Origin of the sequence: Marinobacter sp. 3-2, from assembly GCF_003751355.1 — a bacterium.
Lineage (GTDB): Bacteria > Pseudomonadota > Gammaproteobacteria > Pseudomonadales > Oleiphilaceae > Marinobacter > Marinobacter adhaerens.
This window is the reverse complement of the sequence record NZ_RJUQ01000011.1, coordinates 1128545-1151003: the sequence shown is the minus strand read 5'-3', so window position 1 is coordinate 1151003 and position 22459 is coordinate 1128545. Positions and strand designations below refer to the sequence as shown.

Genomic DNA, 22459 nt, shown 5'->3' with positions numbered 1-22459 from the left:
GTCCCTTCAAGGAGCCTGGATCAGGCTGCTACGTATTTGCTGAGTGACTCGTTTTGCTCCAGGAGCGCGACGATGGCGTCCACGGCTTCGCCGGAGGTGGTGTCAGAGTTCGGGAAAATGGTGGCAAAGTTGTCCTGCAGCACCTTGCGGAAGGTGTCCCGGTCAGCTTCGTCGACGCCCAGAAGCACTGCCAGGGTGTCCAGGTTCTCACCGGAACCGCGGGACATGTCCCGGGCCACCTTGTCGATGTTGCTGTCCATGTACATGGCCATGGACTGAACAGACTGGTTGGTCTGGCAGCCAAGGGTGCCTGTGGTCATACCAAACGTCTGGTTACCAAAGGTACCGTTGGTGGTTGCAGCGAGTACGTGGGGGGCAATGCCGGATTGTCCTTTCCAGATCATGGCACCGACGCCACAGCCCGGTTGGGCAAAGGCCATAGAAGAGGCACCAAGAAGAATTGCACCTGCGATCAGTTTTTTCATTATCCACTCCTTCCTGTGGTTTAAAGCTGTCGTCGCAATACACAATGCTGCCCCTGACGTGGAGCAGCATTGCGAAAACGGCCCTGACTGGTCTTGTGGAGACAGGTTGACCGTTGATCTGAGTATAGTTGAAATCCAGCCAACGCAAGTTTAAAGATTGGTGAGTATTTGATTTAGCCCAAAAAAAACCGGAGCAGCGTGCATGCTCCGGTTTTACGCTTCGAGGCAAGGATCCAGGATCAGCCGCCCAGGTAGGCGTTCTGGACATCCGGGTTGTTGAGCAGATTCTTGCCCGTGTCGTGCAGGCGAATCTTTCCGGTTTCCAGCACGTAACCCCGGTCTGCCAGGTTGAGGGCCTGGTGGGCATTCTGCTCGACGAGGAAAACCGTAATGCCTTCCTCGCGAAGCTGGCCGATGATCTCGAAGATCTGCTTGATAATCAGCGGTGCCAGGCCCAGTGATGGTTCATCTAGGATGATCATCTCTGGCCTGCTCATCAGGGCCCGCCCGATAGCCAGCATTTGCTGCTCGCCGCCGGACATGGTGCCGGCACGCTGATGTTCACGTTCCTTGAGGCGCGGGAAGAGCTCGTAGACGTGCTCCTGGCTCTTGCGGATTTCGGCCTTGGTGTTGAAGAAACCACCCATGTGGAGGTTTTCCTCCACGGTCAGGCCCGAGAACACCCGACGCCCCTCCGGAACAATGGCGATGCCGGAGCGCATGATCTGCGCCGTGGATTCGTTGGTGATTTCCCGGCCCTCCAGGAAAATGCGTCCTGAACTGGCCCGGGGGTTACCGCAGACGGTCATCAGCAGCGTGGTCTTGCCGGCGCCGTTGGCGCCGATCAGCGAGACGATCTCACCCTTTTTGACTTCGACAGACACCCCGTGCAAGGCCTCGATCTTGCCGTAGTGGGTATGGACATCTTCTAGTACTAGCATGTGTTTACCTCAGGCCTCGCCCAGATAGGCTTTGATCACGTCGTCGTTCTGGCGGATTTCTTCCGGTGTGCCACTGGCCAGGGGGCGGCCCTGGTTGATGACGTTGATGCGGTCGGAAATATCCATTACCAGGCTCATGTCGTGCTCAATCAGCACTACGGAAACGTTATAGTCCTCTTTCAGGCTGATAATCAGCTGGTTGAGTTCCTTGGTTTCCGCCGGGTTGAGGCCGGCTGCCGGCTCGTCGAGCATTAACAGCTTGGGCTCGGTGACCATGCAGCGGGCAATCTCCAGGCGCCGTTGCTGGCCATAGGCCAGGTTGCCAGCCTCCCGGTTGGCCATGTCGAGCAGGCCTACCCGATCCAGCCAGTAGGCGGCCCGGTCCAGGGATTTCTGCTCTTTCTTCCGGTAACTGGGTGTCTGGATGAGGCCGGAAATCAGGTTGGTGTTCAGGTGGCGATGTTGTGCCACGAGCAGGTTTTCCACCACCGTCATCTGGCTGAACAGCCGGACATGCTGAAAAGTGCGAACCATCCCCAGACGGGAGATCTTGTAGTCAGGCTTGCCCTGTACTTCCTTGCCCTCGAACAGGATCTTACCGCCCGTGGGCTTGTAAAAACCGCTCATGCAGTTGAATACAGTGGTTTTTCCAGCCCCGTTGGGGCCGATGATGGACACGATCTCGTGTTCCTGAACGTCCAGAGACACTTCGTCTACCGCCAGCAGGCCGCCAAAGCGCATGGACAGATTCTGTACTTCAAGCATCGTCTGTCACTCCTGCCTTTTCAGTTCAATATGAATGCGGCGCATGGGCATCAGGCCCTGCGGACGCCAGACCATCATCAGCACCATGGCGGCACCGAAGATCAGCATGCGGTATTCGGAGAACTCACGGGCCAGTTCCGGCAGGATGGTGACAGCGATTGCTGCCAGTACCACGCCGATCTGGGAACCCATGCCGCCGAGAACCACGATCGCCAGGATGATGGCAGACTCCAGGAAGACAAACGATTCCGGGCTGATGAAGCCCTGCTTGGAGGCGAACACAGTGCCGGCGAAACCGGCAAAGAAGGCGCCAATGGTAAAGGCGGACAGCTTCACTGCGGTGCGGCTGAGACCCAGGGAGCGGGCAGCGATCTCGTCTTCCCGCAGTGCTTCCCAGGCCCGGCCCACGGGCATCCGCATGAATCGACGGATTACGAGCGCGGTGAATACCGCCAGAACCAGGGCAATGAGGTACAGGAAGATAACCTTGTGTTCACCGCTGTAGGCGATGCCGAAGGTTTCGTGGAACGAGGTGTTGCCCTCTTCCTTCACCCGGCGCCCGAATTCCATGCCGAACAGGGTTGGATCGGGGATGCCACCAATGCCGTTGGGGCCACCAGTCAGCGTCGTCCAGTTGTTCAGGAGTATCCGGATGATCTCGCCAAACCCGAGGGTTACGATGGCCAGATAATCCCCCCGCAACCGGAGTACCGGAAAGCCCAACACCAGACCGAACAATGCGGCAAGCAGAGCACCAATAGGCAGCGCCAGCCAGAACGAAATGCCGGTGTACTGGGAGAGCAGGGCAAAGGTGTAGGCGCCCACGGCGTAGAACGCCACATAGCCCAGGTCCAGCAGCCCGGCCAGGCCAACCACCACGTTCAGGCCAAGGGCCAGCATGATGTAGATCAGCACCAGGGTCGCCAGATCCACCGCACCGCGTGACACGAAGAACGGCCAGAACAGGGCGAGAACCACGATGCCGGTCAGTACCCAGGATTCGATCTTTGCGCGGCGGTTTTCCGCCATCGGCTCCTTGTTGGATTGGGGCAGAGGATGGGGAATGCTCTTCAGGCCCCCCATGATCTGTTCCCGGAACATCTGGAACAGGAATACGATCACCGCCGCGAGCAATACCATCACGATGGTGGTGGCATCGGCGCCGGTCAGGGTCACGTTGATGCCCTGCGCCTCAAGATTGAAGCCAATGATCGGGTAGGAAATGATCAGTGTAATGAACGCGCAGAAGAGCGCGTGTCTGAAATTGTTAGCAGCCATCAGATCTTCTCAACCTCCGGTTTGCCGAGCAGGCCGGTGGGTTTGAACAGCAGAATCAGAATCAGCAGGCTGAACGAGATCACATCCTTGTACTCACCGCTGAGGTAGCCGGAGGTCATGCTCTCTGCCACGCCCAGTATCAGTCCGCCCAGCATCGCGCCGGGTATGCTGCCAATACCGCCAAGTACCGCTGCGGTAAAGGCTTTCAAGCCGGCAATGAAGCCGAACAGAGGATCAACCGAACCGTAGTACATGCCCAGAAGCAGGCCGGCAACGGCTGCCAGTGCCGCACCGATCACAAAGGTTGCCGAGATGATCCGGTTGGTGTCGATGCCCAGCAGGTTGGCCATACCCAGGTCCTGTGACACCGCCCGGCAGGCGCGGCCAGTCCGCGAACGGGATATAAACAGGGACAGGGCTGTCATACAGACCAGTGTGGTGATGAAGATGGTGATCTGCATATAGGACAGGGACATCTGGAAACCGTCACCGGAACCGAAGTTGAAACCACCGTCGATCAGGGCCGGGAAACCAATGTTGCGGGATCCCTGTGCCAGGTGAACGTAGTTCTGCAGGAAGATGGACATGCCGATGGCGGAGATCAGCGGGATCAGACGGTGACGCCCCCGCACGGGCCGGTAGGCCACCCGTTCCACTGCCCAGCCCATGGAGCTGGAGACGATCATGGCACACAGCAGTGCGACGATCAGGATCAGTGGCAACCAGGCAACGCCAAGAGCGGCGAGGCCGGTAATGGCAATCAGCGCCGTGTAGGCACCGATCATATAGATTTCACCATGGGCAAAGTTGATCATGCCGATGATGCCGTAAACCATCGTGTAGCCGATGGCGATCAGGGCGTAAGTGCTCCCGATCGTCAGCCCGTTAATGAGCTGCTGTGAGAAATAAAGGAGGTCTTGCATTGTTATGGGACTCCGAAAGCCTGCTCCCTCCGCTACCACACCCCGTGTCCGGGATATCCGGGCAGGAAGTGGGGGAGGATCAACAGGAGCCTAGAAAAACACCTTCTCCCGGATCGCGGTGAGAAGGTGTTCTCATGATTACCGTTTGTTAACGATTTGGCTTAGTTTACCGGAGTTTTGCTTCCATCTGAATGCCATTCGTACACAACAAACTCGAATGACTTCATGTCGCCGGCCTTGTCGTATTCAACGGTGCCGATCGGAGTCTGGAAAGTGCCTTCGCGCAGCGCAGCAGCAACATCGAACGGATCGGTGGAGCCAGCGGCTTCAATGCCTTCGGCAACCAACTGGACAGCGGTGTAGGAGGTCAGAACGAACGGACCGGAAGGATCTTCACCCTTGTCTTCGAACGCCTTCACCAGCGCCTGGTTTTCGGCTTTCTGGTCGAACGCCGGTGGCAGGGTTACCAGGAGACCTTCGGCGGCTTCGCCGGCGATGGTGTTGATGTCCTTGTTACCCACACCTTCGGGGCCCATGAAACGGGCATCCAGGTCAGCAGAGTTTGCCTGGCGCAGGATCAGGCCCAGTTCCGGGTGGTAACCGCCGTAGTAGACGTAATCCACATCGGCCTGCTTGAGCTTGGTGACCAGTGATGAGAAGTCCTTGTCACCGGCGGTGATGCCTTCAAACATGGCGATTTCAACGCCAGCGTCCTTCAGGGTGTCACGAACAGCGGTGGCAATACCTTCACCGTACTGCTGCTTGTCGTGAACGATAGCAACGCGTTCCGGGTTCTGGGAAGCAATGTAACGAGCCGCGACCGGGCCCTGCATGCTGTCCAGGCCGATGGTGCGGAATACCAGCTCATAGCCACGCTCGGTAATTTCCGGGCTGGTGGAAGCCGGCGTCACCATCAGGATGCCTTCATCTTCGTAGATGTCAGATGCGGGCTGGGTAGAGCTGGAGCACAGGTGGCCAATTACGAAACGAACGCCGTCGTTGACCAGGCTGTTGGCAACCGTTACGGCCTGCTTCGGGTCACACACGTCGTCGTATTCAACGGCAACGAGCTCTTCGCCCATGACACCGCCATTGGCGTTGATCTGCTCGATCGCCATGCGGGCGCCGGAGAATTGCATGTCACCATACTGGGCTACGGGGCCAGTCATGGGGCCGGCGATACCGATCTGGATTTCTGCGGCGGCGTGGCCGGCACCCATCAGGGCGACGGAAGTACTAACAGCGGTTACGAGTTTTTTTACTGAAGTTCTCATTGAGTCTGTCCTGTTTTATTTCAGGGTTATTCTTGTGTTCTCAGAGAGTTAAACAAACACCACACCTCACTGCTTGTCAAGCAGATGGCTCTGGAGTTTGCTCCGGAACACGGGCCTGTCTGCAAAGGCAAAACCCGTGCCGCTCTGAACGTTGTCACGCGTCCCTGCCGTCTTCTTCATCCTCTGAGACCAGCACCCGGAAGCTCTCATGTTCGCGGAGCTGGTCAAAACTCACGTCTACGGAAGCATCGTCGCGGTATGCCTCGGAAATTTCAATAGCTTTCTTCAAGGTACTGACCGCGTCGTCCCAGCGGCCGATTTCCGCATAGGCGCATGCCAGCTGATAGTGCGCGTGGCCATTATCCGGTGCAAGCTTCAGCGCCCGTTGGCAGAGACTGATGGCCCACAACGGTTCCTGCATTTCCAGGACAGCGTCGGCCTTGTAGCTCAGAGCTTCCACATCATCCGGGCGAAGATCCAGAATCTGGTCGTAGGCGGAAATCTTGTTCTGCTGTGAGGTTTCCTGGCTGGCTTTCAGCCACAGGGAGTGCACTTCGTTGGTGCGCTCAATCTCGGCCTGGTTCTGGTGAATGATGTCGGATTTTTGCTTGAGCTGGTCCTCGATGAACTCAAGCCGCTGCTCATACTCGATCACCAGCTCGTTGACCCGTTTTTCGGCCAGGCTGGTCAGCTGATTGCGCATATCCCGGATGGAGTTCCAGCCGATAACAACGAGAATAGAGGTGGCGCCAGCGATCAGGTAGAAAAAGTAGGTGACGGTGTCTGTGGCATAGGACATGGTCTTGTCCGCTACCGACAGCTCCTTGTCGACCACCTTTTCGATCAGCTCTGCCCGGGTATTCTGCATTTCCTTGCGCAACGCTTTGCTTTCTTCCAGCAGGTACAGCTCCACAAAGGGCGTATACATGGGTTCGTCCAGCGTTTTGATGCTCTCTTCCAGATCCTCTGCGGTGAGCTCTTTCTCTGGCCCCAGTTTATCCTGGGCGAGGAGGGTACCAGTAAATGTTGTCATCAAAAGAAAAGGCAGGAAATACTTGATCATCGGGCGCATTCCGTCCGTCTGTCGTAAGTGGCACAAGTGGGAAACCTTAGCATAGTGGACGGCTGAAAAAATGCCGGGAATCTCCCTGACTTGCAATCACGGGTGCAAAGACCTCTAATAGTTAGGGGTATAAAGAAATTCCCATGACCGAATCGGAGTATTGCTGTGAACAGTTATGAAGATGTACTGGTGGCTCTCAGGCGGGTTATCCGGGCGACGGACCTTCATTCGAAGCGCCTCAGCAAGCATGCCGGGCTCACGGGGCCCCAGCTGCTGATCATGAGAACGATTCGGGATCTGGGCGAGGTGACTATCGGCACTATTGCCGAAAAGGTCAGCCTCAGCCAGGCAACGGTCACGACGATTCTGGACCGCCTGGAGCATCGGAAACTGGTTTATCGGGTACGCAGCACCCAGGACAAACGTAAGGTTCACGCGCACCTGACCGAGGAAGGCGCAGATCTTCTGGCCCGGGCGCCCAATCCGTTGCAGGAGGATTTCATTCAGAAATTCCAGAGCCTGGCGGAGTGGGAGCAAACCATGATTCTGGCCTCGCTTCAGCGGGTGGCCAACATGATGGATGCCGATGATATTGATGCATCACCGGTGCTGACCGTTGGGTCAGTTCTCAAGGATGACGGATGGAAGGAAAAAGCCTGACCTCAATGAGCCAGGCTTTCTCCTGCTATTAGTGCACCGAAGACCCTTTCCTCGGCTTATTGCCGAAGCACACCTGGAAAACATCGCTGTAATGCTTGGCAAAGTTCACCACCAGGCCTTCCTTCAGGTACTCCGGCAGCTCCTCGTAATCGCCCCGATTGGCTTCCGGCAGGATCAGATTGCTGATTTTCTGTCGCCGCGCCGCAATCACTTTCTCGCGAATACCGCCCACCGGCAGCACCTGTCCGGTCAGGGTCAGCTCCCCGGTCATGGCGATGTACTGCTGCGGTGCTTCCCGTCGTGCGATCGACAGCAGGGCGGTTGCCATGGTGACGCCGGCACTGGGGCCATCCTTCGGCGTGGCGCCTTCGGGCACGTGCAAGTGCACGAAGGACTTGTCGAAGAAAGTCGGGTCGCCTTTGAAGCGCTTGAGGTTTGAGGACACATAGCTGTAGGCGATTTCTGCGGACTCCTTCATGACATCACCCAGCTGGCCCGTCAGTTTGAAGCCGCGTTGCGAGCTGTGAATCCTGGAGGCCTCAATGCTCAGGGTGGCCCCGCCCATGGCGGTCCAGGCCAGGCCAGTGACAACGCCGGTACCTTTCAGGGATTTCTCTTTCTTGAACGAAGGCTGCCCCAGATAACTCTGCAGATCCGACACGCCCACCTTGACCGGCTGGTCCGGATTTTCCAGCAGCTTCACGATCCCCTTGCGGAGTATCTTGTGCAGGAGTTTTTCCAGGCTCCGCACGCCCGCCTCTCGCGCATAGCCCTCAATAACCTGCTTGATCGCTGCGTCCGTGATGTTGAGCTGCTTTTTCAGCAGCCCAGCCCGCTTCAGCAGCCTGGGAAGCAGGAAGTGCTTGGCGATGGCCAGCTTCTCTTCCGCGATGTAGCCGGACAGACGAATGACATCCATGCGGTCCAGCAGCGGCCGCGGAATCGTGTCCAGCTGGTTGGCCGTGCAGATGAACAGAACCTTTGAGAGGTCCATACGAACATCGAGGTAGTGATCAAGAAAGTCCCGGTTCTGTTCCGGGTCCAGCGTTTCCAGCAGGGCGGATGCCGGGTCACCCTGGAAGGAAGCGCCGATCTTGTCGATCTCGTCCAGCATGATCACCGGGTTCGCAACCTTGGAATCCTTCAGCGCCTGAACAAACTTGCCCGGCATGGCGCCGATGTAGGTGCGACGGTGGCCCTTGATTTCGGCTTCATCACGCATGCCGCCCACGCTGAAGCGGTAGAATTTCCGGCCCAGTGCGTCCGCCACGGAATGGCCTATGGACGTCTTGCCAACGCCCGGTGGGCCTACCAGCAAGAGGATCGAACCGCTGACCTCGCCCTTGAACGTTCCTTCCGCCAGAAATTCGATGATTCGGTCTTTCACATCGTCGAGGCCGTCGTGATCGCGGTCGAGTATCCGCCGTGCTTCGGCCAAATCGAAGTGGTCTTCCGAGTGAATGCCCCAGGGAACCTGGGTCAGCCAGTCCAGATAGTTACGGGTAACGCCATATTCCGGGGAGCCCTGTTCCAGCACCTGCAGTTTTTCGAGTTCATCCCGGAAACGCTCCTGCACAGCCTCGGGCGGTTGCAGCTCTGCCATGCGCTGCTCGAAACGTTCCACGTCCGCAGTCTTGTCGTCCTTGGCCATGCCCAGCTCACGCTGGATGACCTTGAGCTGTTCCTTCAGGAAGAACTCGCGCTGGTGCTTCTGTACCTTGGCGTTAACCTCTTCGCTGATTTCCGACTGGAGCCGAGCGACTTCCTGTTCCTTGCGCATCAGGAGCAGGACTTTTTCCATGCGGCGGAGCAGGGGAACGGTGTCCAGCACATCCTGCAATTCGTTACCCGGAGCGCTGGTCATCGAGGCGCCAAAGTCGGCAAGCGGAGAACTGTCATCCGGTCCGAACCGGGACAGGTACTGTTTTACCTCCTCACCGTACAGCGGATTGGTGCGCAGCAGCTCCTTGATCGCGCTGATAATGGCGAGGGTGTAGGCCTTGAGTTCGTCTGCCTCTTCTTCCGGTTCTGCCGGATATTCCACTTCAACCAGGTAAGGCGGTTTGCGGCGTAACCATTGGACAATCCGGAAGCGCTGGAGCCCCTGGGCAATGAACTGAACCTTGCCGCTTTCGTTCTGGGCATGATGTACGCGCACGGCGCAGCCGACGGTCTCCAGCTGTTCGCTGGCAGGTACGCCTGCCTCCGCATCCTCTTCTTCCACAAAACAGATACCCATGACCTTGTGGTCGGTTTCGCCGACCCGCTTCAGGGTTTCCTGCCACGGGTTCTGGTTGACCACCACAGGCTGCACCTGGGCCGGGAAAAACGGGCGGTTCGAAACCGGCAGCACGTACATGCGCCGGGGCATCATTTGCTGGGGCAGGGCAAGGCTCTTGCTGTGCTCGTCCTTGCCGATATATTCGGTCACGTCCTCTTCGAATTCCTCTAGTGAATCGTTTTGCGTCTCATCATTCATGCCGCGAGTATCCATCCGGAAAGGTTGTGAATCTGCCCGGGACGGGCTGCTGCGTCGTTGCCCCGGGGCGTTGCTTATTAGCTATGTAACGGCAGATACGGTGATTTCAAGGAGTTGGGTTGGCGCTGTTGGCGCTTGAATTTCCGGGAGTTGGCCCCATGTCTCTTGCAGTTTCCGATGATTCATACGACTTTTCAGGTGCCTTGCATGAGCAACTCTCCGTATATTTTTGACGCTACCATGGAAAACTTTCAGCAGAAGGTGATGGAAGCCTCTGCCAGCACACCCGTTCTGGTCGATGTCTGGGCTGAGTGGTGCGCTCCGTGCAAGCAGTTGATGCCCTTGCTGGAAAAGCTCGCTGAGGATTACCAGGGCGCGTTTATGCTCGCCAAGGTGAACGCGGACGAGCAAGAGCAGCTTACCTCCAGCCTTGGTGTGCGCAGTCTGCCAACGGTCATTCTGGTCAAGAATGGCCAGGCGGTGGATGGATTTAACGGTGCGCTGCCGGAAAACGAAATCCGCAAGGTTCTGGACAAGCATGTTGAAGCGCCAAAGGAGGATCCGTATGACAAGGCCCATCGGATCTGGGAAGAGGGCGATGTTGAGGGAGCGCTGGCCATCCTGTCGCAGATGAACCAGGAGGATCCCGAGAACCTGAAGGTACTGATTGATCTTGCCCAGCTGAAAGCGGAGATGGGTGATCTTGAGACGGCTGAACAGGTACTGGAAAGCCTTCCGCCGGAGGAGAAGATGCAGCACCAGGCAAAGCAGTTGGCGGCCCGCCTGAAGTTTCTCCGGCAGTCTGCCGAGCTGCCACCGATCAAGGATCTCGAAATGGCGCTGGAGCAGGATCCCAAAGACCCGAACGCACTGCATCAGTTGGCGCTCCATCACGTATTACAGGAGAACAACGCCGAGGCCATGGATCTTCTGATCCGTTTGATGCAGGTGGACAGTAAATACAAGGACGAAGTGGCCAAGACAACGCTGATCGAGCTGTTCGACAAGCTGGGTAACAATAACCCGGATGTGCGGACCTATCGGCGAAAGCTCTATACCCTGATGCACTGATTAGGTTGCTCGGGGCGATCAGAACCCGAGGTTGAATCCGGGGCGGGGTGAATGTCTTCATCCGGCCCTCGTTCAAGCAAACACAATGCTCAAGCTCCCACCCCAGCCAGACAATTGCGAACTCTGCGAACGCCCGGTTGCCAGGCTCACCCGGCACCACCTTATCCCCAAGCACCTGCATCGGAAGAAGCGCTTCCAGAAACTGTTCACCAAAGAAGATCTGATCACCCGAACCCTGTGGGTGTGCAGGCCGTGTCATAACGCCATTCATAAAGCTCGCTCGGAATACGAATTGGGTCTGTACTTCAACACCCGGGAAAAGCTGCTGCAGCTGGAGGAGTTGCGGACGTTTGTTGAGTGGCTCAGGGACAAGCCAGAGGGGTTTGTGCCCAAGTTTGTGAGGCAAAAATAACGAACCTGATCCAATGACTAATAGATGCAGTATTCATAGGCTCATTTATTGGGAGAGGTCGTTATGCGTAGTCGAAAAGATGATCGTCGAATTCAGCGATTCCTGGCTTTGAGCGCCCTTATTCTTCTCACTCCATGGATCCTCATTGCCGGCTTGCTGGCGATGGAGAACGTCCAGGACGGGGTTCTGGGTAATGGTGGTCTGCAGGTAGCGTTGATTGGCATTATTGGGGCTGTATTTGGAGCCCTGGTTTTTTGGGTTATTCCCAACTGGAAAGCGCGTCGTTCCAATCGCTGAAAAGCAAAGCGGCCCCGTCACTGGGGCCGCTTTTATATCACGCCAGGGCCGGCCTTTAGCCGTTGCCCCTCTTCATGGCTTCATACTCATCTTCAAAGAAGAACTTCTCTTCGCCAAAGGCCGGTTCCAGCTCGTGTAGCCAGGTGGCCGTCTCGCTGTACTTGGCGAAGAACGGGCGCTGAACCCAGTCCGGATTACGACCCTGCAGGAAGCGCAGGACGAACACCTTCTCGCCGTTGATTTCAGTTATACCCTGAATCTCCACCTTGCCGGGGCCGGCGCTCATGGAGGGGCCGCGGGCGGTCCGGGCCAGGCCGCTGACCTTTTTCATGGCTTCCCGATAGATGTGGAAGGCTTCGGCGAGAGGTACTTCAAAGTAGTTTTTGGCACCGGTGTCCCGCTCTACAAACATGTAGTAGGGGATGATGCCCAGCTGCACTTCTTTCTTCCACAGCTTGGCCCAGGCGTCGGCATCGTCGTTGACGTGCTTGATCAGCGGGCCCTGGGCTCGGATCTCGGCGCCGGTGGCGCGGATACGGCGGATGGCCTCTTCGGCGATCTCGGTGGTGATTTCCTGCCAGTGGTTGTAGTGGGCCATGATGGCCACGTGCTTGCCTGCGTCCACGAGACGGGCGAACAGATCGATCAGCTCATCCGCATCTTTATCCGTCACAAAGCGGTAGGGCCAGAAGGTGAGGGCCTTGGTGCCTATGCGGATGGTCTGGATGTGGTCGAACTCGGGCTCCAGCAGTGGCTCGAGATACTGCACCAGGTTCTTGGTTTTCATGACCATTGGATCACCACCGGTCACCAGCAGGTCGGTTACCTCGGTGTGCTCCTGCAGGTAGCCGTGGAGCTTCTCGGCTTCGGTGCTGGCCATTTTCAGGTCCTTGTCACCGACAAACTGTGCCCAGCGGAAACAGAAGGTGCAGTAAGAGTGGCAGGTCTGACCCTGGGCCGGGAAAAACAGCACTGTCTCGCGGTACTTGTGCTGAACACCATCGAGCACCTCACCGTCCAGCTCGGGCATGTTCATTTCCATCTGGCCTGCCGGGTGCGGGTTCAGTTCATCCCGGATTTCCTTGGCAACCGCCTGGATCTCTTTTTTGTCGGCACCTTCACGGTGCATCGTTGCCATGCGCTCGTAATGCTCTTCTTTCAACATGCCTTTCTGGGGGAAGACAAGCTGATAGATCGGGTCGTTGGGAACCTTGTCCCAGTTGATCAGTTCATTGATCACATATTCGTTGACCCGGAAAGGTAGCACGCTGGCTACCACCTTCATTTCAAACAGCGTCTCCTCAGGGAGATTCTGAATGACTTCAATCTTGTCGAGCTGGCGGTCTGTGTAGACCTTGAAACGCCGTTCCTCGAACTCCGTAGTGGGAATCCGGTTCGGAAAGGTGACGATGGAGTTCATAGATCGCCCTCTGTTGGTGCCAATGACAGAAAAGTGGTCCGACCACTTTTCGGTGGTTAAAAATCAGGCAGGCGAGTATACATAAACGGGAGATTATTTTCAGGTCTAATTAAAAAGTTCCGGTAAATTAGATGAGTAGAAGAGTTAAAGGTTCAGAATATTCAACAAAAATCGCTAACAGCGGCGAATGTGTAGCGAATTGCGGCGAGGATATCGTTTAGCGTGGTAATCAATTTTCCGGTTGATAAGAATGCTACGACATTGGTCGCAGTCTGGTTGTCTGCTGGTCCAAAAACGGTCATTCTTCCGTAAGTAACCGCAAAGAGCGCCCCTGAAATGGATTTAGATAGGGTGTAAATTGAATTTAGCGTTAAAAATGTAGTAAAAAGACGACGAAATGGGTTGGCTGATCCGCGCGCTTCATCGGCATACCGATCATTCGTGGGGCCAAAAGCCCGTAAATCAGGGGCGATCGGGCAGGAAAAGTGTGAAAGCTGTTCTATGCTTTGTACAGGTTCTGTGTACTGGGAGCCGGTACACCTGTCAGGCTGACATACCCACAACAAAACACTGCATTTCATCGCAGCTTATCGACACCGCAACGCGCCCGGCTGCTGATCGTGGCGGCGCTGCACTTTTTGATGCCAAGGGGAGGGTTTGATGTACCAGGACGATGATCCCATTGAAACCAGTGAATGGCTGGACGCGCTGGAATCTCTGATCGAGAACGAAGGCGTAGACCGGGCCAAATACATTCTTGAGAGGCTCTCCGAACGGGCGAGCCGTGACGGAACCGAGCTGCCATATTCTATTACCACGCCATTCCGGAACAGTATTCCTGTGTCCCAGCAGGCGCCGATGCCCGGCGACCTCTTCATGGAGCGCCGTATTCGCTCCCTGATCCGCTGGAATGCCATGGCCATGGTTATGCGCGCCAATCAGCGTCCCGGAGATCTTGGCGGCCATGTTTCCTCGTTCTCGTCGGCTGCGACCCTCTACGATGTTGGCTTTAACTACTTCTTCCACGGTGGCGACGAAAAGCGCGAATCCGATCTGGTTTATTTCCAGGGGCACTCATCTCCGGGCATCTATGCACGCTCCTATCTTGAAGGCCGGTTCGATGAAAAAGATCTCGACAAATATCGCGAAGAGGTAGATGGCACCGGCCTTTCGTCCTACCCGCACCCCTGGTTGATGCCGGATTACTGGCAGTTCCCCACGGTTTCCATGGGTCTGGGCCCGATTCAGGCCATTTATCAGGCCCACGTAATGAAGTATCTGGACAGTCGGGAGCTCATCGAGATGGGCGATCGCAAGGTCTGGTGCTTTGTCGGTGACGGCGAGTGTGACGAGCCGGAAACCCTGGGGTCTATCTCCATGGCCGGCCGGGAAAACCTCAGCAACCTGATCTTTGTGGTTAACTGCAACCTTCAGCGTCTGGACGGCCCAGTCCGTGGTAATGGCAAGATTATCCAGGAACTTGAGGGTGTCTTCCGCGGTGCCGGCTGGAACGTGTTGAAGGTCGTCTGGGGTCGCCACTGGGATCCCCTGTTCGAGAGGGACAAAGAAGGGAAGATGCAGCGCGTCATGGACGAGGTCTGTGACGGCGACCTTCAGAACTTCAAGAGTAATGGCCCGGCCTATACCCGTAAGAATTTCTTCGGCAAGTACCCCGAAACAGCCAAGCTCGTTGAGGACCTGTCGGATGAGGAGATCAACAAGCTTAACCGGGGTGGCCATGATCCGTACAAGATCTATGCAGCCTTCCATCATGCCATCAACAAGAACGGTGGGCGTCCGACCGTCATACTGGCTCACACCATCAAAGGCTATGGCTTTGGTGAGGCCGGCGAGGCGCAGAATACCGCTCACTCTCTTAAGAAGCTTGATATCGAGCAGCTGAAATCGTTCCGCGACCGCTTTGCAGTGCCGCTGAAAGATGAGGAGCTCAAGGACGTTCCCTACTACCGGCCAGCGCCGGATAGCCCGGAAATCGTCTACATGAAGAAGCGCCGGCAGGAATTGGGTGGTTTCTATCCCAAGCGCCGCAAGGATTGCCAGCCGCTGCAGATTCCTGATCTGGACATCTTCAAAGCGGTACTGGAAGGCTCCGGCGACCGGAAGATCTCCACCACGATGGCCTTCGTCCGTATCCTGACAGCCCTGACCAAGGACAAGCGCATCGGCAAGCGTGTGGTACCCATTGTGCCCGACGAAGCCCGTACCTTTGGTATGGAAGGTATGTTCCGTCAGCTCGGCATCTACACCGCCGAGGGGCAGAAGTACGTTCCGGAAGACCGTGATCAGATCATGTACTACCGGGAAGACAAGAAGGGCCAGATTCTCGAGGAAGGCATCAACGAAGACGGCTCGATGGCAGCGTGGATGGCGGCAGCGACCTCCTACAGCACCAACAACTTCCCGTTGATTCCGTTCTACATCTTCTATTCCATGTTCGGTTTTCAGCGGGTTGGCGATCTGGCGTGGGCATCCGGTGACATCCAGGCCCGTGGTTTCCTGATCGGCGGTACCGCCGGCCGGACCACCCTGAACGGCGAAGGCCTGCAGCACCAGGACGGCCACAGCCACGTGCTGGCCAACACCATTCCGAACTGTAAGGCCTACGATCCGGCTTACGGTTATGAAATGGCGGTCGTGCTCCGCAAGGGTATGAAGGAGATGTTCGAGGATAACCAGAACGTCTTCTACTACCTGACCATCGAAAACGAGAACTACGAACAGCCTGCCATGCCCAAGGATTGCGAAGACGGCATTATCAAAGGTATGTACAAGTTCGAGTCTGTTGAAACCAAGGGCAACAAAAAGACGCCTCGGGTTCAGTTGCTTGGTGCGGGCGCTATCCTCAACGAGGTGCGTGCTGCCGCCCAGATGCTGAAAGACGACTGGGGTGTCGCGTCCGATGTGTGGAGTGTTACCAGCTTCAACGAGCTCGCCCGTGAAGGCCTGCACGTAGAGCGCTGGAACCGCCTGCACCCGGATGACAAGCCGAAAAAGGCGTATGTTACCCAGTGCCTGGAGAAGCAGACCGGGCCAGTGGTTTCTTCCACCGATTACATCAAGCTGCACTCCGAGCAGCTCCGGGCGTTCATCCCGAAAACCTACCTGACCCTGGGCACCGACGGCTTTGGCCGCAGCGACACCCGGGAAAAGCTGCGCAGCTTCTTTGAAGTCGACCGTTACTACGTAACAGTCACGGCGCTGTCAGCTCTGGCCAAGGACGGTGAGGTGAAGAACGATGTGGTTCTCGAAGCCATGCGCAAGTACGGAATCGATCGCAACAAAACGAACCCGGTGCTGAGCTAAGGAGACCGCCATGAGTGAACAGGAAATCAAGGTTCCGGATCTCGGCGGTGCGGATGAGGTCGAGGTTATCGAAATCACCGTCAGTGCAGGGGATTCGGTTGAAGCAGAAGATCCGATCCTGACCGTAGAGTCAGACAAAGCCTCGGTGGAGCTGCCGTCGCCCGGTGCCGGCAAGATCACCAAAATCACCGTTAAGGTGGGCGACAAGGTCAAGGAAGGCGACGTCGTGGGGATGATGGAAGCCAGTGCCGATGGTGGTGGCTCTGACGATTCCGAGGAAGAGCCGGAAGGAAAAGCGGAGGAAAAGAGCGAAGCCGAGAAGCAGGAGAAATCCGAAGAGAGCAAGCCGGCGCCGAAGAAGGCTTCCGGGGGCTCACGCAAGGAGACCGTGAAGGTTCCTGCGCTGGATGGCTTCGACAATGTTCCGGTTATCGAAATCAATGTTGCCGAAGGCGATACCATCGAGGCTGACGATCCGCTGGTTACCGTGGAATCAGACAAGGCCACCATGGAGATTCCCTCGCCGTACTCGGGCAAGGTGGGCAAGATCCTGGTGTCCGAGGGCGACAAGCTCTCCGAGGGCCATGAGCTGCTGGAGATGACCGTCCAGGAAGAGGGCGGCGAAGCGGAAGACGACTCCGAACCAGCGTCTGAAGAACCGGCGAAGGAAGCGAAGTCGGAGCCCAAGTCCGAAGAGAAGCCAAAGCAGCAAGCAGAGTCTGCCCCTGAACCCCAGGGTGCAACCTATGAGCCGCCCACGCCTGGCGCGAAAGTCCACGCTGGCCCTGCTGTTCGCAAGCTGGCCCGTGAGCTGGGTGCCGATCTGGCCCGCATCAAGGGCTCTGGCCCGAAGAGCCGGATTATCAAGGACGATGTCCACGCCTATGTGAAGAGCCAGCTAAAGCAGGCTCAGCAGGGTAGCGGTGTTGCCACCGGCTCCGGTATCCCCGGGGTCAAGCTGCCAGACTTCAGCCAGTTTGGTGAAGTGAAGCGTGAGGCCATGTCGCGGATGATGTTCGCCACGGCCAACAACATGCAGCGCAGCTGGCTTAACGTGCCTCACGTCACCCAGTTCGAGGATGCGGACATCACCGATATGGAGGATTTCCGCAAGGCCCAGAAGGCAGCCGGCGAGAAGAAGGGCGTTAAGATGACGCCGCTTCCGTTCCTGCTGAAGGCCTGTGCCACGGCGCTGGCAGAATTGCCCCAGTTCAACGTGTCTCTGGACATGGAGCGCAAGGAGGTGGTTCGCAAGAAGTACATTCACATCGGGATTGCGGTGGATACGCCCAACGGGCTTATGGTGCCGGTGATCAAGGATGTGGACAAGAAGGGCTTGTGGGAGCTTGCTGCCGAGAGCGCCGAGCTTGCCCAGAAAGCCCGGGACAAGCAGTTGAAGCCGGCAGAGATGCAGGGTGCCTGTTTTACCATCACCAGTCTGGGTGGTATTGGCGGCACCGCATTTACGCCGATTGTGAATACGCCGGAGGTGGCGATTCTTGGGGTGTCCAAGGCGGCGATGAAGCCGGTTTGGGATGGTAAGGAGTTCCAGCCCCGCCTGATGCTGCCGTTGTCGCTGTCTTACGATCACCGGGCGGTGAATGGGGCCGATGCGGCCCGGTTTACCACGGTGCTCAGTCAGCTTCTTGGGGACATTCGTACCCTTCTGTTGTGATATGAAGCTAGTTGCCACCCAGCCTGAGGGTTGGGTGGCGCGACAAAGGCCGGTGCGGCTTTTCAGAACACGCTACAAGCACATCCCTGTGCGCTTGTTTCGGGCCATCCCTGGCCCTCTACAGTTCTGAAAAGCCGCACCGGCCTTTGTCGTTCTGGCTCCCTCCTGTTCGCTACTTCCTGTTCATATTTTTCCGCCAGGCCGACCTTCATGTATCCCGCACAAACAAAAACCCCGGCCGGAGCCGGGGTTTCTGCTGAGTTAACTAACTTCTAACGGAAGGATTAGAAGCTATACTGCGCTGCGAACAGAACACGGTTTGCGTCGGTGGAGTCACCGGCAACAGTTTCCTGATCGAAGTAGCCGTACTCAACACCGAACATGACGTTCTGTACTGGTGACCACATGTAGTTCAGGAAGATGTTCTGGTTGGTTTCTGCAATGCTATCGGGAATACCAGAATCTACGGTATCGTCCAGATCCAGTGTCGTCGTTCCATAGCCCAGGTTGACGCTACGTCCGCCACCAAGCGCTACGCTGGTGCCGATAGATCCACCATAGCCAGCGATGGTTTCGAGGCTGTTTCCTTCGATATAAGCGCTGGGGCCAAAGTAGTTGCTGCCTGAGCGCCACAGATAACCGTTAGCGCCATCGGTGTAGTTGATTGCACCCTGAATGGAGATCATGTCGCTCAGAGCAAACTTGGCTGCACCAAACACTGCGTAGCCCATGGCGCTGTCGTCGTTGGTGCCATCATCTGCAGTTACCTGGCTGATCAGCGCTGCAGCCGCGTATGAGAGACCACCGGCCGAATCTTGGATGCGAGCAGTAAGAGCTGGCATTGACGTTCTACCGGCTGAACTTACACCAGCAGGGTTGTCGCCGTTGATAGCATTCGCGTCATGAATAATCTGTGAGCTGGGATCTTCAAGAGAGAAGGACAGAGCGCCAGTGGTGTAACGAATCTGCTCGGTACGATCCTGGCTACCGGCTGTACCTGCCAAGCTGTCGAAGTCCAGAGTCGGAGTGTTGCCTACGAAGCTGGTGTAGTTGGACCAGTTACGGCCGGCCATGAAGCCGTTGTATTCGCCGTATGCGTGACGCATACGCAGGCTGCCAGCGCTGTTGCCGGAACCACGGAAGTCACCTTCCACGGTGATCGCAACGCCAGAGGCGTGCTTGACTTTAACGCCCAGACGGCTCTGTTGAACGTCAGCACCGAAATGACCTGTGATGTCTTCATTGCCACCTGTAAACGAACCAGCGCGAGTAGAAACAGCCCTGTTAGCGTCCAGGTCATAGCTCATGTTCAGACGAGCGTAGCCATACAGGCTCGCTTCGGTATCGTCACCTACGTTCAGCGTAAGTGCGCTCGCTTGAGAGGCAACCCCCATTACTACTGTTGCTGCCGTCGCACGAATTGCCAATCTCAGTTTGTTGCTTTGCATCGTTGTTGTCTCCACACATTTTTGTTGTTGGACCCAAAAACAAGGTAGTTACGAATTCGTGACAATTCAAATAAATTCATGCAGAAATTAGACGAATGTCTATAACAGCTTTTCGTTCATATACAGACATCTGCAGTTGCCAATGAGGCGTAGAGTTGTTCCATGACGTCCGAAAGTACAGTTATTGAGTCAGCCACGTTCGCGTTTCTTGATATTGAAACCACCGGCGGTAATTCAGCCCGGGACCGGATTACCGAGATTGGTATCCGGTTCTGGCGGGCCGGCGAGGTGGTGGGTGAGTGGCAGACGCTGCTGAATCCGGAAACGCGTATATCCCCGTTTATCGAGAACTTTACCGGCATTTCCAATGAGATGGTCGCCGATGCCCCGTTGTTTGAAGAGGTGGCGGATGAGCTGGAGGAGCAGCTCAAGGGCAAGGTGTTTGTCGCTCACAACGCCCGCTTTGATTACGGTTTTATCAAATCCGAATTCCGCAGACTGGGGCGCCTGTTCTCAGCGAAGGTGCTGTGTACGGTAAAGCTTTCCCGGCGGCTGTATCCGGAATTCCGGCGGCATAACATGGACGCGCTGATTGCCCGCCATGGCCTTGCCCGGGTTCAGCGCCACCGGGCCATGGGCGATGTGTCCGCCATGCTGGCGTTCTTTGAGCATGCGCGTTCGGAAAAAGGCGACGGGAAGTTCGATAAGGCCCTCCGAGAGCTGCTGCAACGGCCTAGTATTCCATCTCATCTTCCGTCGGATACGCTTCAGGACCTGCCCCGGGGCCCTGGGGTATATCGGTTTTACGGCGAAAACGATGTGCTTTTATATGTGGGCAAGAGCACCAATATTGCCCAGCGGGTGGCCTCGCACTTTTCCGGCGATCATAACTCTGCCCGTGGTGTAAGGATGTCCGAGAGTCTGCGCCATGTTGAGTGGACGGAAACTGCCGGCGAGCTTGGCGCGCTCTTGCTGGAGCTCAAGCAGATCAAGACCCTGAAGCCTCTGTTCAACCGTCGCTCCCGGGCGGCCAAGAATCTGGTGAGCATTGAGCTGTCGAGAAACGAGGCGGGGTATCTCCAGGCGCGCCTGGTTCGTGAAATCGAGCCCCACCGGTTGGGGGATTATTTCGGGTTGTTCCGCAGCAAACGGGATGCCGAGCGGGCATTGAGCGGCATCGCGGCCAAGAATGAACTGTGCAACCGGCTGCTCGGCCTGGAGCCCGAGCACGAGGGTCCTTGTTTCCAGCGCGCGCTGGGGCGCTGCAAGGGCGCCTGTGAGGAACTCGAGAATGTCGAGCGCTATAACCTCAGGGTGCAGATTGCCTTCCACGGCCTGCGACTGAAAACCTGGCCCTGGAAAGGGCCGGTCGGGATCGTTGAGCGGGATGAGCGGTCCGGGCGCACGGACATCCTGGTGGTTTATAACTGGATGCATGTCGCCACCCTCCATGAAGAGGAGGAGCTGGCGGATCTCTCACTCAGCGGCCAGGCAGTCACCTTTGACCTGGATTCCTACAAGCTTCTGATCGGCGCCCTCATGGACAGAAAAAAGGGCGGGCACGAACAGCAGCGGGTGATCGAATTGCCTGCCATCGGGGAACCGGATGTTCTTATGCCGTGAGTGGCGTATTATGGTGCAAGAGTCCGCACACCTACTTACTTGTTTGGTGCCGCCACTCTACTATTTTTAATTGCTTAGCCGCTTTCCCGAGAGAGATTTATGAATAAAGAACCCGTCAGCCGCGAACTGTTCGATGAAGTCATGGTGCCCAACTACGCTCCCGGTTCCATTATTCCGGTGCGAGGAGAGGGCTCCCGGATCTGGGATCAGGAAGGCCGCGAGTTTATCGATCTCCAGGGCGGCATCGCAGTGACCTGCCTGGGCCATTCCCATCCGGGGCTGGTGGGCGCGTTGCACGATCAGGCTGAGAAAATCTGGCATCTTTCCAACGTGATGACCAACGAACCCGCCCTGCGTCTGGCGAAAACCCTGTGTGACCTGACCTTTGCCGAGCGCGTGTTTTTCGCCAACTCCGGAGCCGAGGCCAACGAAGCGGCGTTCAAGCTGGCCCGTCGTTACGCCTGGGAGCATCACGGTAAAGAGAAGAACGAGATCATTTCGTTCAAGAATTCCTTTCACGGGCGCACCCTGTTTACCGTGAGTGTCGGTGGCCAACCCAAGTACCTGGAAGGATTCGAGCCGGCACCCGGCGGCATTCACCATGCCGAGTTCAACGACTTGGAATCGGTGAAGAAACTGATCTCGAAGGAGAAAACCTGTGCCATCGTGGTCGAGCCTATTCAGGGTGAGGGTGGCGTTATGCCCGGCGACCAGGCATTCCTGCAGGGGCTGCGAGATCTGTGCGACGAAAATGACGCATTGCTGGTGTTTGATGAGGTTCAGTCCGGCGTTGGTCGAAGTGGCCACTTCTACGCCTATCAGATGTATGGCGTGGTGCCGGATATTCTCTCCAGTGCCAAGGGGCTTGGCGGCGGTTTCCCGGTCGCGGCCATGCTGACCACGGCGAAGGTTGCAGCCAGCCTGGGCGTCGGTACTCACGGCAGTACCTACGGCGGTAACGCACTGGCCTGCGCCGTAGCGCAGAGGGTAGTGGATACCGTCAGCCAGCCGGAGATTCTCAAGGGCGTGAAAGCCCGTTCCGACAAGCTCCGCAAGGGCATGATGGATATTGGCGAACGCTACGGCGTGTTCACCGAAGTGCGCGGTGCCGGCCTGCTGCTCGGTTGCGTGCTCACCGAGAAATGGCAGGGCAAGGCCAAGGACTTCCTGAACGCCGGGCTGGAAGAGGGCGTGATGGTTCTGGTGGCCGGCGCAAACGTGATTCGTCTGGCGCCATCCCTGATTATCCCGGAACCGGACATTGAATTAGCCCTCGAGCGTTTCGAAGCGGCAGTGAAAAAACTGACGGCCTAAGGAGATC

At 56.9% G+C, this 22459-nt stretch carries 18 protein-coding genes; 8 read left to right on the top strand and 10 right to left on the bottom strand.

Going from position 1 to position 22459, the window contains the following annotated elements; genetic code table 11:
• Positions 1-20: 20 nt before the first annotated feature.
• From EDB94_RS07225 to EDB94_RS07195, 7 genes are all read right to left on the bottom strand, one after another.
• On the bottom strand, positions 21-485 hold the full coding sequence (locus EDB94_RS07225; RefSeq protein WP_014578287.1) for a DUF3015 domain-containing protein: 465 nt from the start codon (positions 483-485) through the stop codon (positions 21-23).
• Positions 486-724: 239 nt separating this feature from the next.
• On the bottom strand, positions 725-1426 hold the full coding sequence (locus tag EDB94_RS07220) for an ABC transporter ATP-binding protein (protein WP_008171549.1): 702 nt from the start codon (positions 1424-1426) through the stop codon (positions 725-727).
• A 9-nt stretch (positions 1427-1435) separates the two neighbouring features.
• Entirely contained in the window at positions 1436-2191 is a 756-nt protein-coding gene (livG, locus tag EDB94_RS07215; RefSeq protein WP_014578286.1) for a high-affinity branched-chain amino acid ABC transporter ATP-binding protein LivG, read from the bottom strand.
• A gap of 6 nt (positions 2192-2197) precedes the next feature.
• Positions 2198-3469, bottom strand: coding sequence for a high-affinity branched-chain amino acid ABC transporter permease LivM (locus tag EDB94_RS07210; RefSeq protein WP_108017896.1), 1272 nt, complete (start codon positions 3467-3469; stop codon positions 2198-2200).
• The gene (gene livH, locus EDB94_RS07205; protein ID WP_088559077.1) at positions 3469-4392 is read right to left on the bottom strand and encodes a high-affinity branched-chain amino acid ABC transporter permease LivH; all 924 of its coding nucleotides are present in this window, start codon (positions 4390-4392) and stop codon (positions 3469-3471) included. The genes EDB94_RS07210 and livH overlap by 1 nt, the downstream gene beginning before the upstream one ends.
• Positions 4393-4553: 161 nt before the next feature.
• The gene (locus EDB94_RS07200) at positions 4554-5666 is read right to left on the bottom strand and encodes a branched-chain amino acid ABC transporter substrate-binding protein (RefSeq protein ID WP_014578283.1); all 1113 of its coding nucleotides are present in this window, start codon (positions 5664-5666) and stop codon (positions 4554-4556) included.
• A 154-nt stretch (positions 5667-5820) separates the two neighbouring features.
• Positions 5821-6729, bottom strand: coding sequence for a TPR end-of-group domain-containing protein (locus EDB94_RS07195; protein WP_108017895.1), 909 nt, complete (start codon positions 6727-6729; stop codon positions 5821-5823).
• A 165-nt stretch (positions 6730-6894) separates the two neighbouring features.
• Between EDB94_RS07195 and EDB94_RS07190 the strand changes: the two genes are divergently transcribed.
• Positions 6895-7389, top strand: coding sequence for a MarR family winged helix-turn-helix transcriptional regulator (locus EDB94_RS07190; RefSeq protein WP_008171562.1), 495 nt, complete (start codon positions 6895-6897; stop codon positions 7387-7389).
• 28 nt (positions 7390-7417) lie between these two features.
• Here EDB94_RS07190 and lon read toward each other — a convergent pair whose 3' ends face one another.
• Positions 7418-9868 carry an endopeptidase La gene (gene lon / locus EDB94_RS07185; protein ID WP_108017894.1) on the bottom strand — a complete coding sequence of 817 codons (2451 nt, stop codon included), beginning with the start codon at positions 9866-9868 and terminating at the stop codon, positions 7418-7420.
• Positions 9869-10075: 207 nt separating this feature from the next.
• Here lon and trxA point away from each other — a divergent pair, with 207 nt between their 5' ends.
• The 3 genes from trxA to EDB94_RS07170 all read left to right on the top strand — a co-directional run bounded on the left by trxA (position 10076) and on the right by EDB94_RS07170 (position 11648).
• The gene (gene trxA, locus EDB94_RS07180; RefSeq protein ID WP_014578279.1) at positions 10076-10939 is read left to right on the top strand and encodes a thioredoxin; all 864 of its coding nucleotides are present in this window, start codon (positions 10076-10078) and stop codon (positions 10937-10939) included.
• An 85-nt stretch (positions 10940-11024) separates the two neighbouring features.
• Entirely contained in the window at positions 11025-11351 is a 327-nt protein-coding gene (locus EDB94_RS07175) for a hypothetical protein (RefSeq protein WP_014578278.1), read from the top strand.
• Between the two features lie 63 nt (positions 11352-11414).
• Positions 11415-11648, top strand: a complete 234-nt coding sequence (locus EDB94_RS07170; RefSeq protein ID WP_014578277.1) for a hypothetical protein — start codon at positions 11415-11417, stop codon at positions 11646-11648.
• A 55-nt stretch (positions 11649-11703) separates the two neighbouring features.
• Here EDB94_RS07170 and EDB94_RS07165 read toward each other — a convergent pair whose 3' ends face one another.
• Positions 11704-13068: a KamA family radical SAM protein gene (locus EDB94_RS07165; protein WP_088559084.1), complete on the bottom strand. Its 1365-nt coding sequence runs from the start codon at positions 13066-13068 to the stop codon at positions 11704-11706.
• A 660-nt stretch (positions 13069-13728) separates the two neighbouring features.
• Here EDB94_RS07165 and aceE point away from each other — a divergent pair.
• Together aceE and aceF are read left to right on the top strand one after the other, a co-directional pair.
• Positions 13729-16392 (top strand): pyruvate dehydrogenase (acetyl-transferring), homodimeric type, encoded by a 2664-nt coding sequence (gene aceE / locus EDB94_RS07160; protein WP_014578275.1) that lies wholly within the window; start codon positions 13729-13731, stop codon positions 16390-16392.
• A 10-nt stretch (positions 16393-16402) separates the two neighbouring features.
• Entirely contained in the window at positions 16403-18067 is a 1665-nt protein-coding gene (aceF, locus tag EDB94_RS07155) for a dihydrolipoyllysine-residue acetyltransferase (RefSeq protein WP_108017893.1), read from the top strand.
• A gap of 284 nt (positions 18068-18351) precedes the next feature.
• Here the strand turns inward: aceF and EDB94_RS07150 are convergent, their stop codons facing one another.
• Positions 18352-19515, bottom strand: coding sequence for a DcaP family trimeric outer membrane transporter (locus tag EDB94_RS07150; RefSeq protein WP_108017892.1), 1164 nt, complete (start codon positions 19513-19515; stop codon positions 18352-18354).
• A 162-nt stretch (positions 19516-19677) separates the two neighbouring features.
• Between EDB94_RS07150 and EDB94_RS07145 the strand changes: the two genes are divergently transcribed.
• Both EDB94_RS07145 and EDB94_RS07140 read left to right on the top strand, forming a co-directional pair.
• Positions 19678-21138, top strand: coding sequence for an exonuclease domain-containing protein (locus tag EDB94_RS07145; protein ID WP_108017891.1), 1461 nt, complete (start codon positions 19678-19680; stop codon positions 21136-21138).
• A 99-nt stretch (positions 21139-21237) separates the two neighbouring features.
• On the top strand, positions 21238-22452 hold the full coding sequence (locus tag EDB94_RS07140; RefSeq protein ID WP_014578271.1) for an aspartate aminotransferase family protein: 1215 nt from the start codon (positions 21238-21240) through the stop codon (positions 22450-22452).
• Positions 22453-22459: the final 7 nt, after the last annotated feature.

Bases quoted from the DNA above. Each gene is read 5' to 3' on its own strand.
- EDB94_RS07225 (WP_014578287.1), bottom strand. From the start codon at position 485: ATGAAAAAACTGATCGCAGGTGCAATTCTTCTTGGTGCCTCTTCTATG.
- EDB94_RS07220 (WP_008171549.1), bottom strand. From the start codon at position 1,426: ATGCTAGTACTAGAAGATGTCCATACCCACTACGGCAAGATCGAGGCC.
- livG (WP_014578286.1), bottom strand. From the start codon at position 2,191: ATGCTTGAAGTACAGAATCTGTCCATGCGCTTTGGCGGCCTGCTGGCG.
- EDB94_RS07210 (WP_108017896.1), bottom strand. From the start codon at position 3,469: ATGGCTGCTAACAATTTCAGACACGCGCTCTTCTGCGCGTTCATTACA.
- livH (WP_088559077.1), bottom strand. From the start codon at position 4,392: ATGCAAGACCTCCTTTATTTCTCACAGCAGCTCATTAACGGGCTGACG.
- EDB94_RS07200 (WP_014578283.1), bottom strand. From the start codon at position 5,666: ATGAGAACTTCAGTAAAAAAACTCGTAACCGCTGTTAGTACTTCCGTC.
- EDB94_RS07195 (WP_108017895.1), bottom strand. From the start codon at position 6,729: ATGATCAAGTATTTCCTGCCTTTTCTTTTGATGACAACATTTACTGGT.
- lon (WP_108017894.1), bottom strand. From the start codon at position 9,868: ATGAATGATGAGACGCAAAACGATTCACTAGAGGAATTCGAAGAGGAC.
- trxA (WP_014578279.1), top strand. From the start codon at position 10,076: ATGAGCAACTCTCCGTATATTTTTGACGCTACCATGGAAAACTTTCAG.
- EDB94_RS07175 (WP_014578278.1), top strand. From the start codon at position 11,025: ATGCTCAAGCTCCCACCCCAGCCAGACAATTGCGAACTCTGCGAACGC.
- EDB94_RS07170 (WP_014578277.1), top strand. From the start codon at position 11,415: ATGCGTAGTCGAAAAGATGATCGTCGAATTCAGCGATTCCTGGCTTTG.
- EDB94_RS07165 (WP_088559084.1), bottom strand. From the start codon at position 13,068: ATGAACTCCATCGTCACCTTTCCGAACCGGATTCCCACTACGGAGTTC.
- aceE (WP_014578275.1), top strand. From the start codon at position 13,729: ATGTACCAGGACGATGATCCCATTGAAACCAGTGAATGGCTGGACGCG.
- aceF (WP_108017893.1), top strand. From the start codon at position 16,403: ATGAGTGAACAGGAAATCAAGGTTCCGGATCTCGGCGGTGCGGATGAG.
- EDB94_RS07150 (WP_108017892.1), bottom strand. From the start codon at position 19,515: ATGCAAAGCAACAAACTGAGATTGGCAATTCGTGCGACGGCAGCAACA.
- EDB94_RS07145 (WP_108017891.1), top strand. From the start codon at position 19,678: ATGACGTCCGAAAGTACAGTTATTGAGTCAGCCACGTTCGCGTTTCTT.
- EDB94_RS07140 (WP_014578271.1), top strand. From the start codon at position 21,238: ATGAATAAAGAACCCGTCAGCCGCGAACTGTTCGATGAAGTCATGGTG.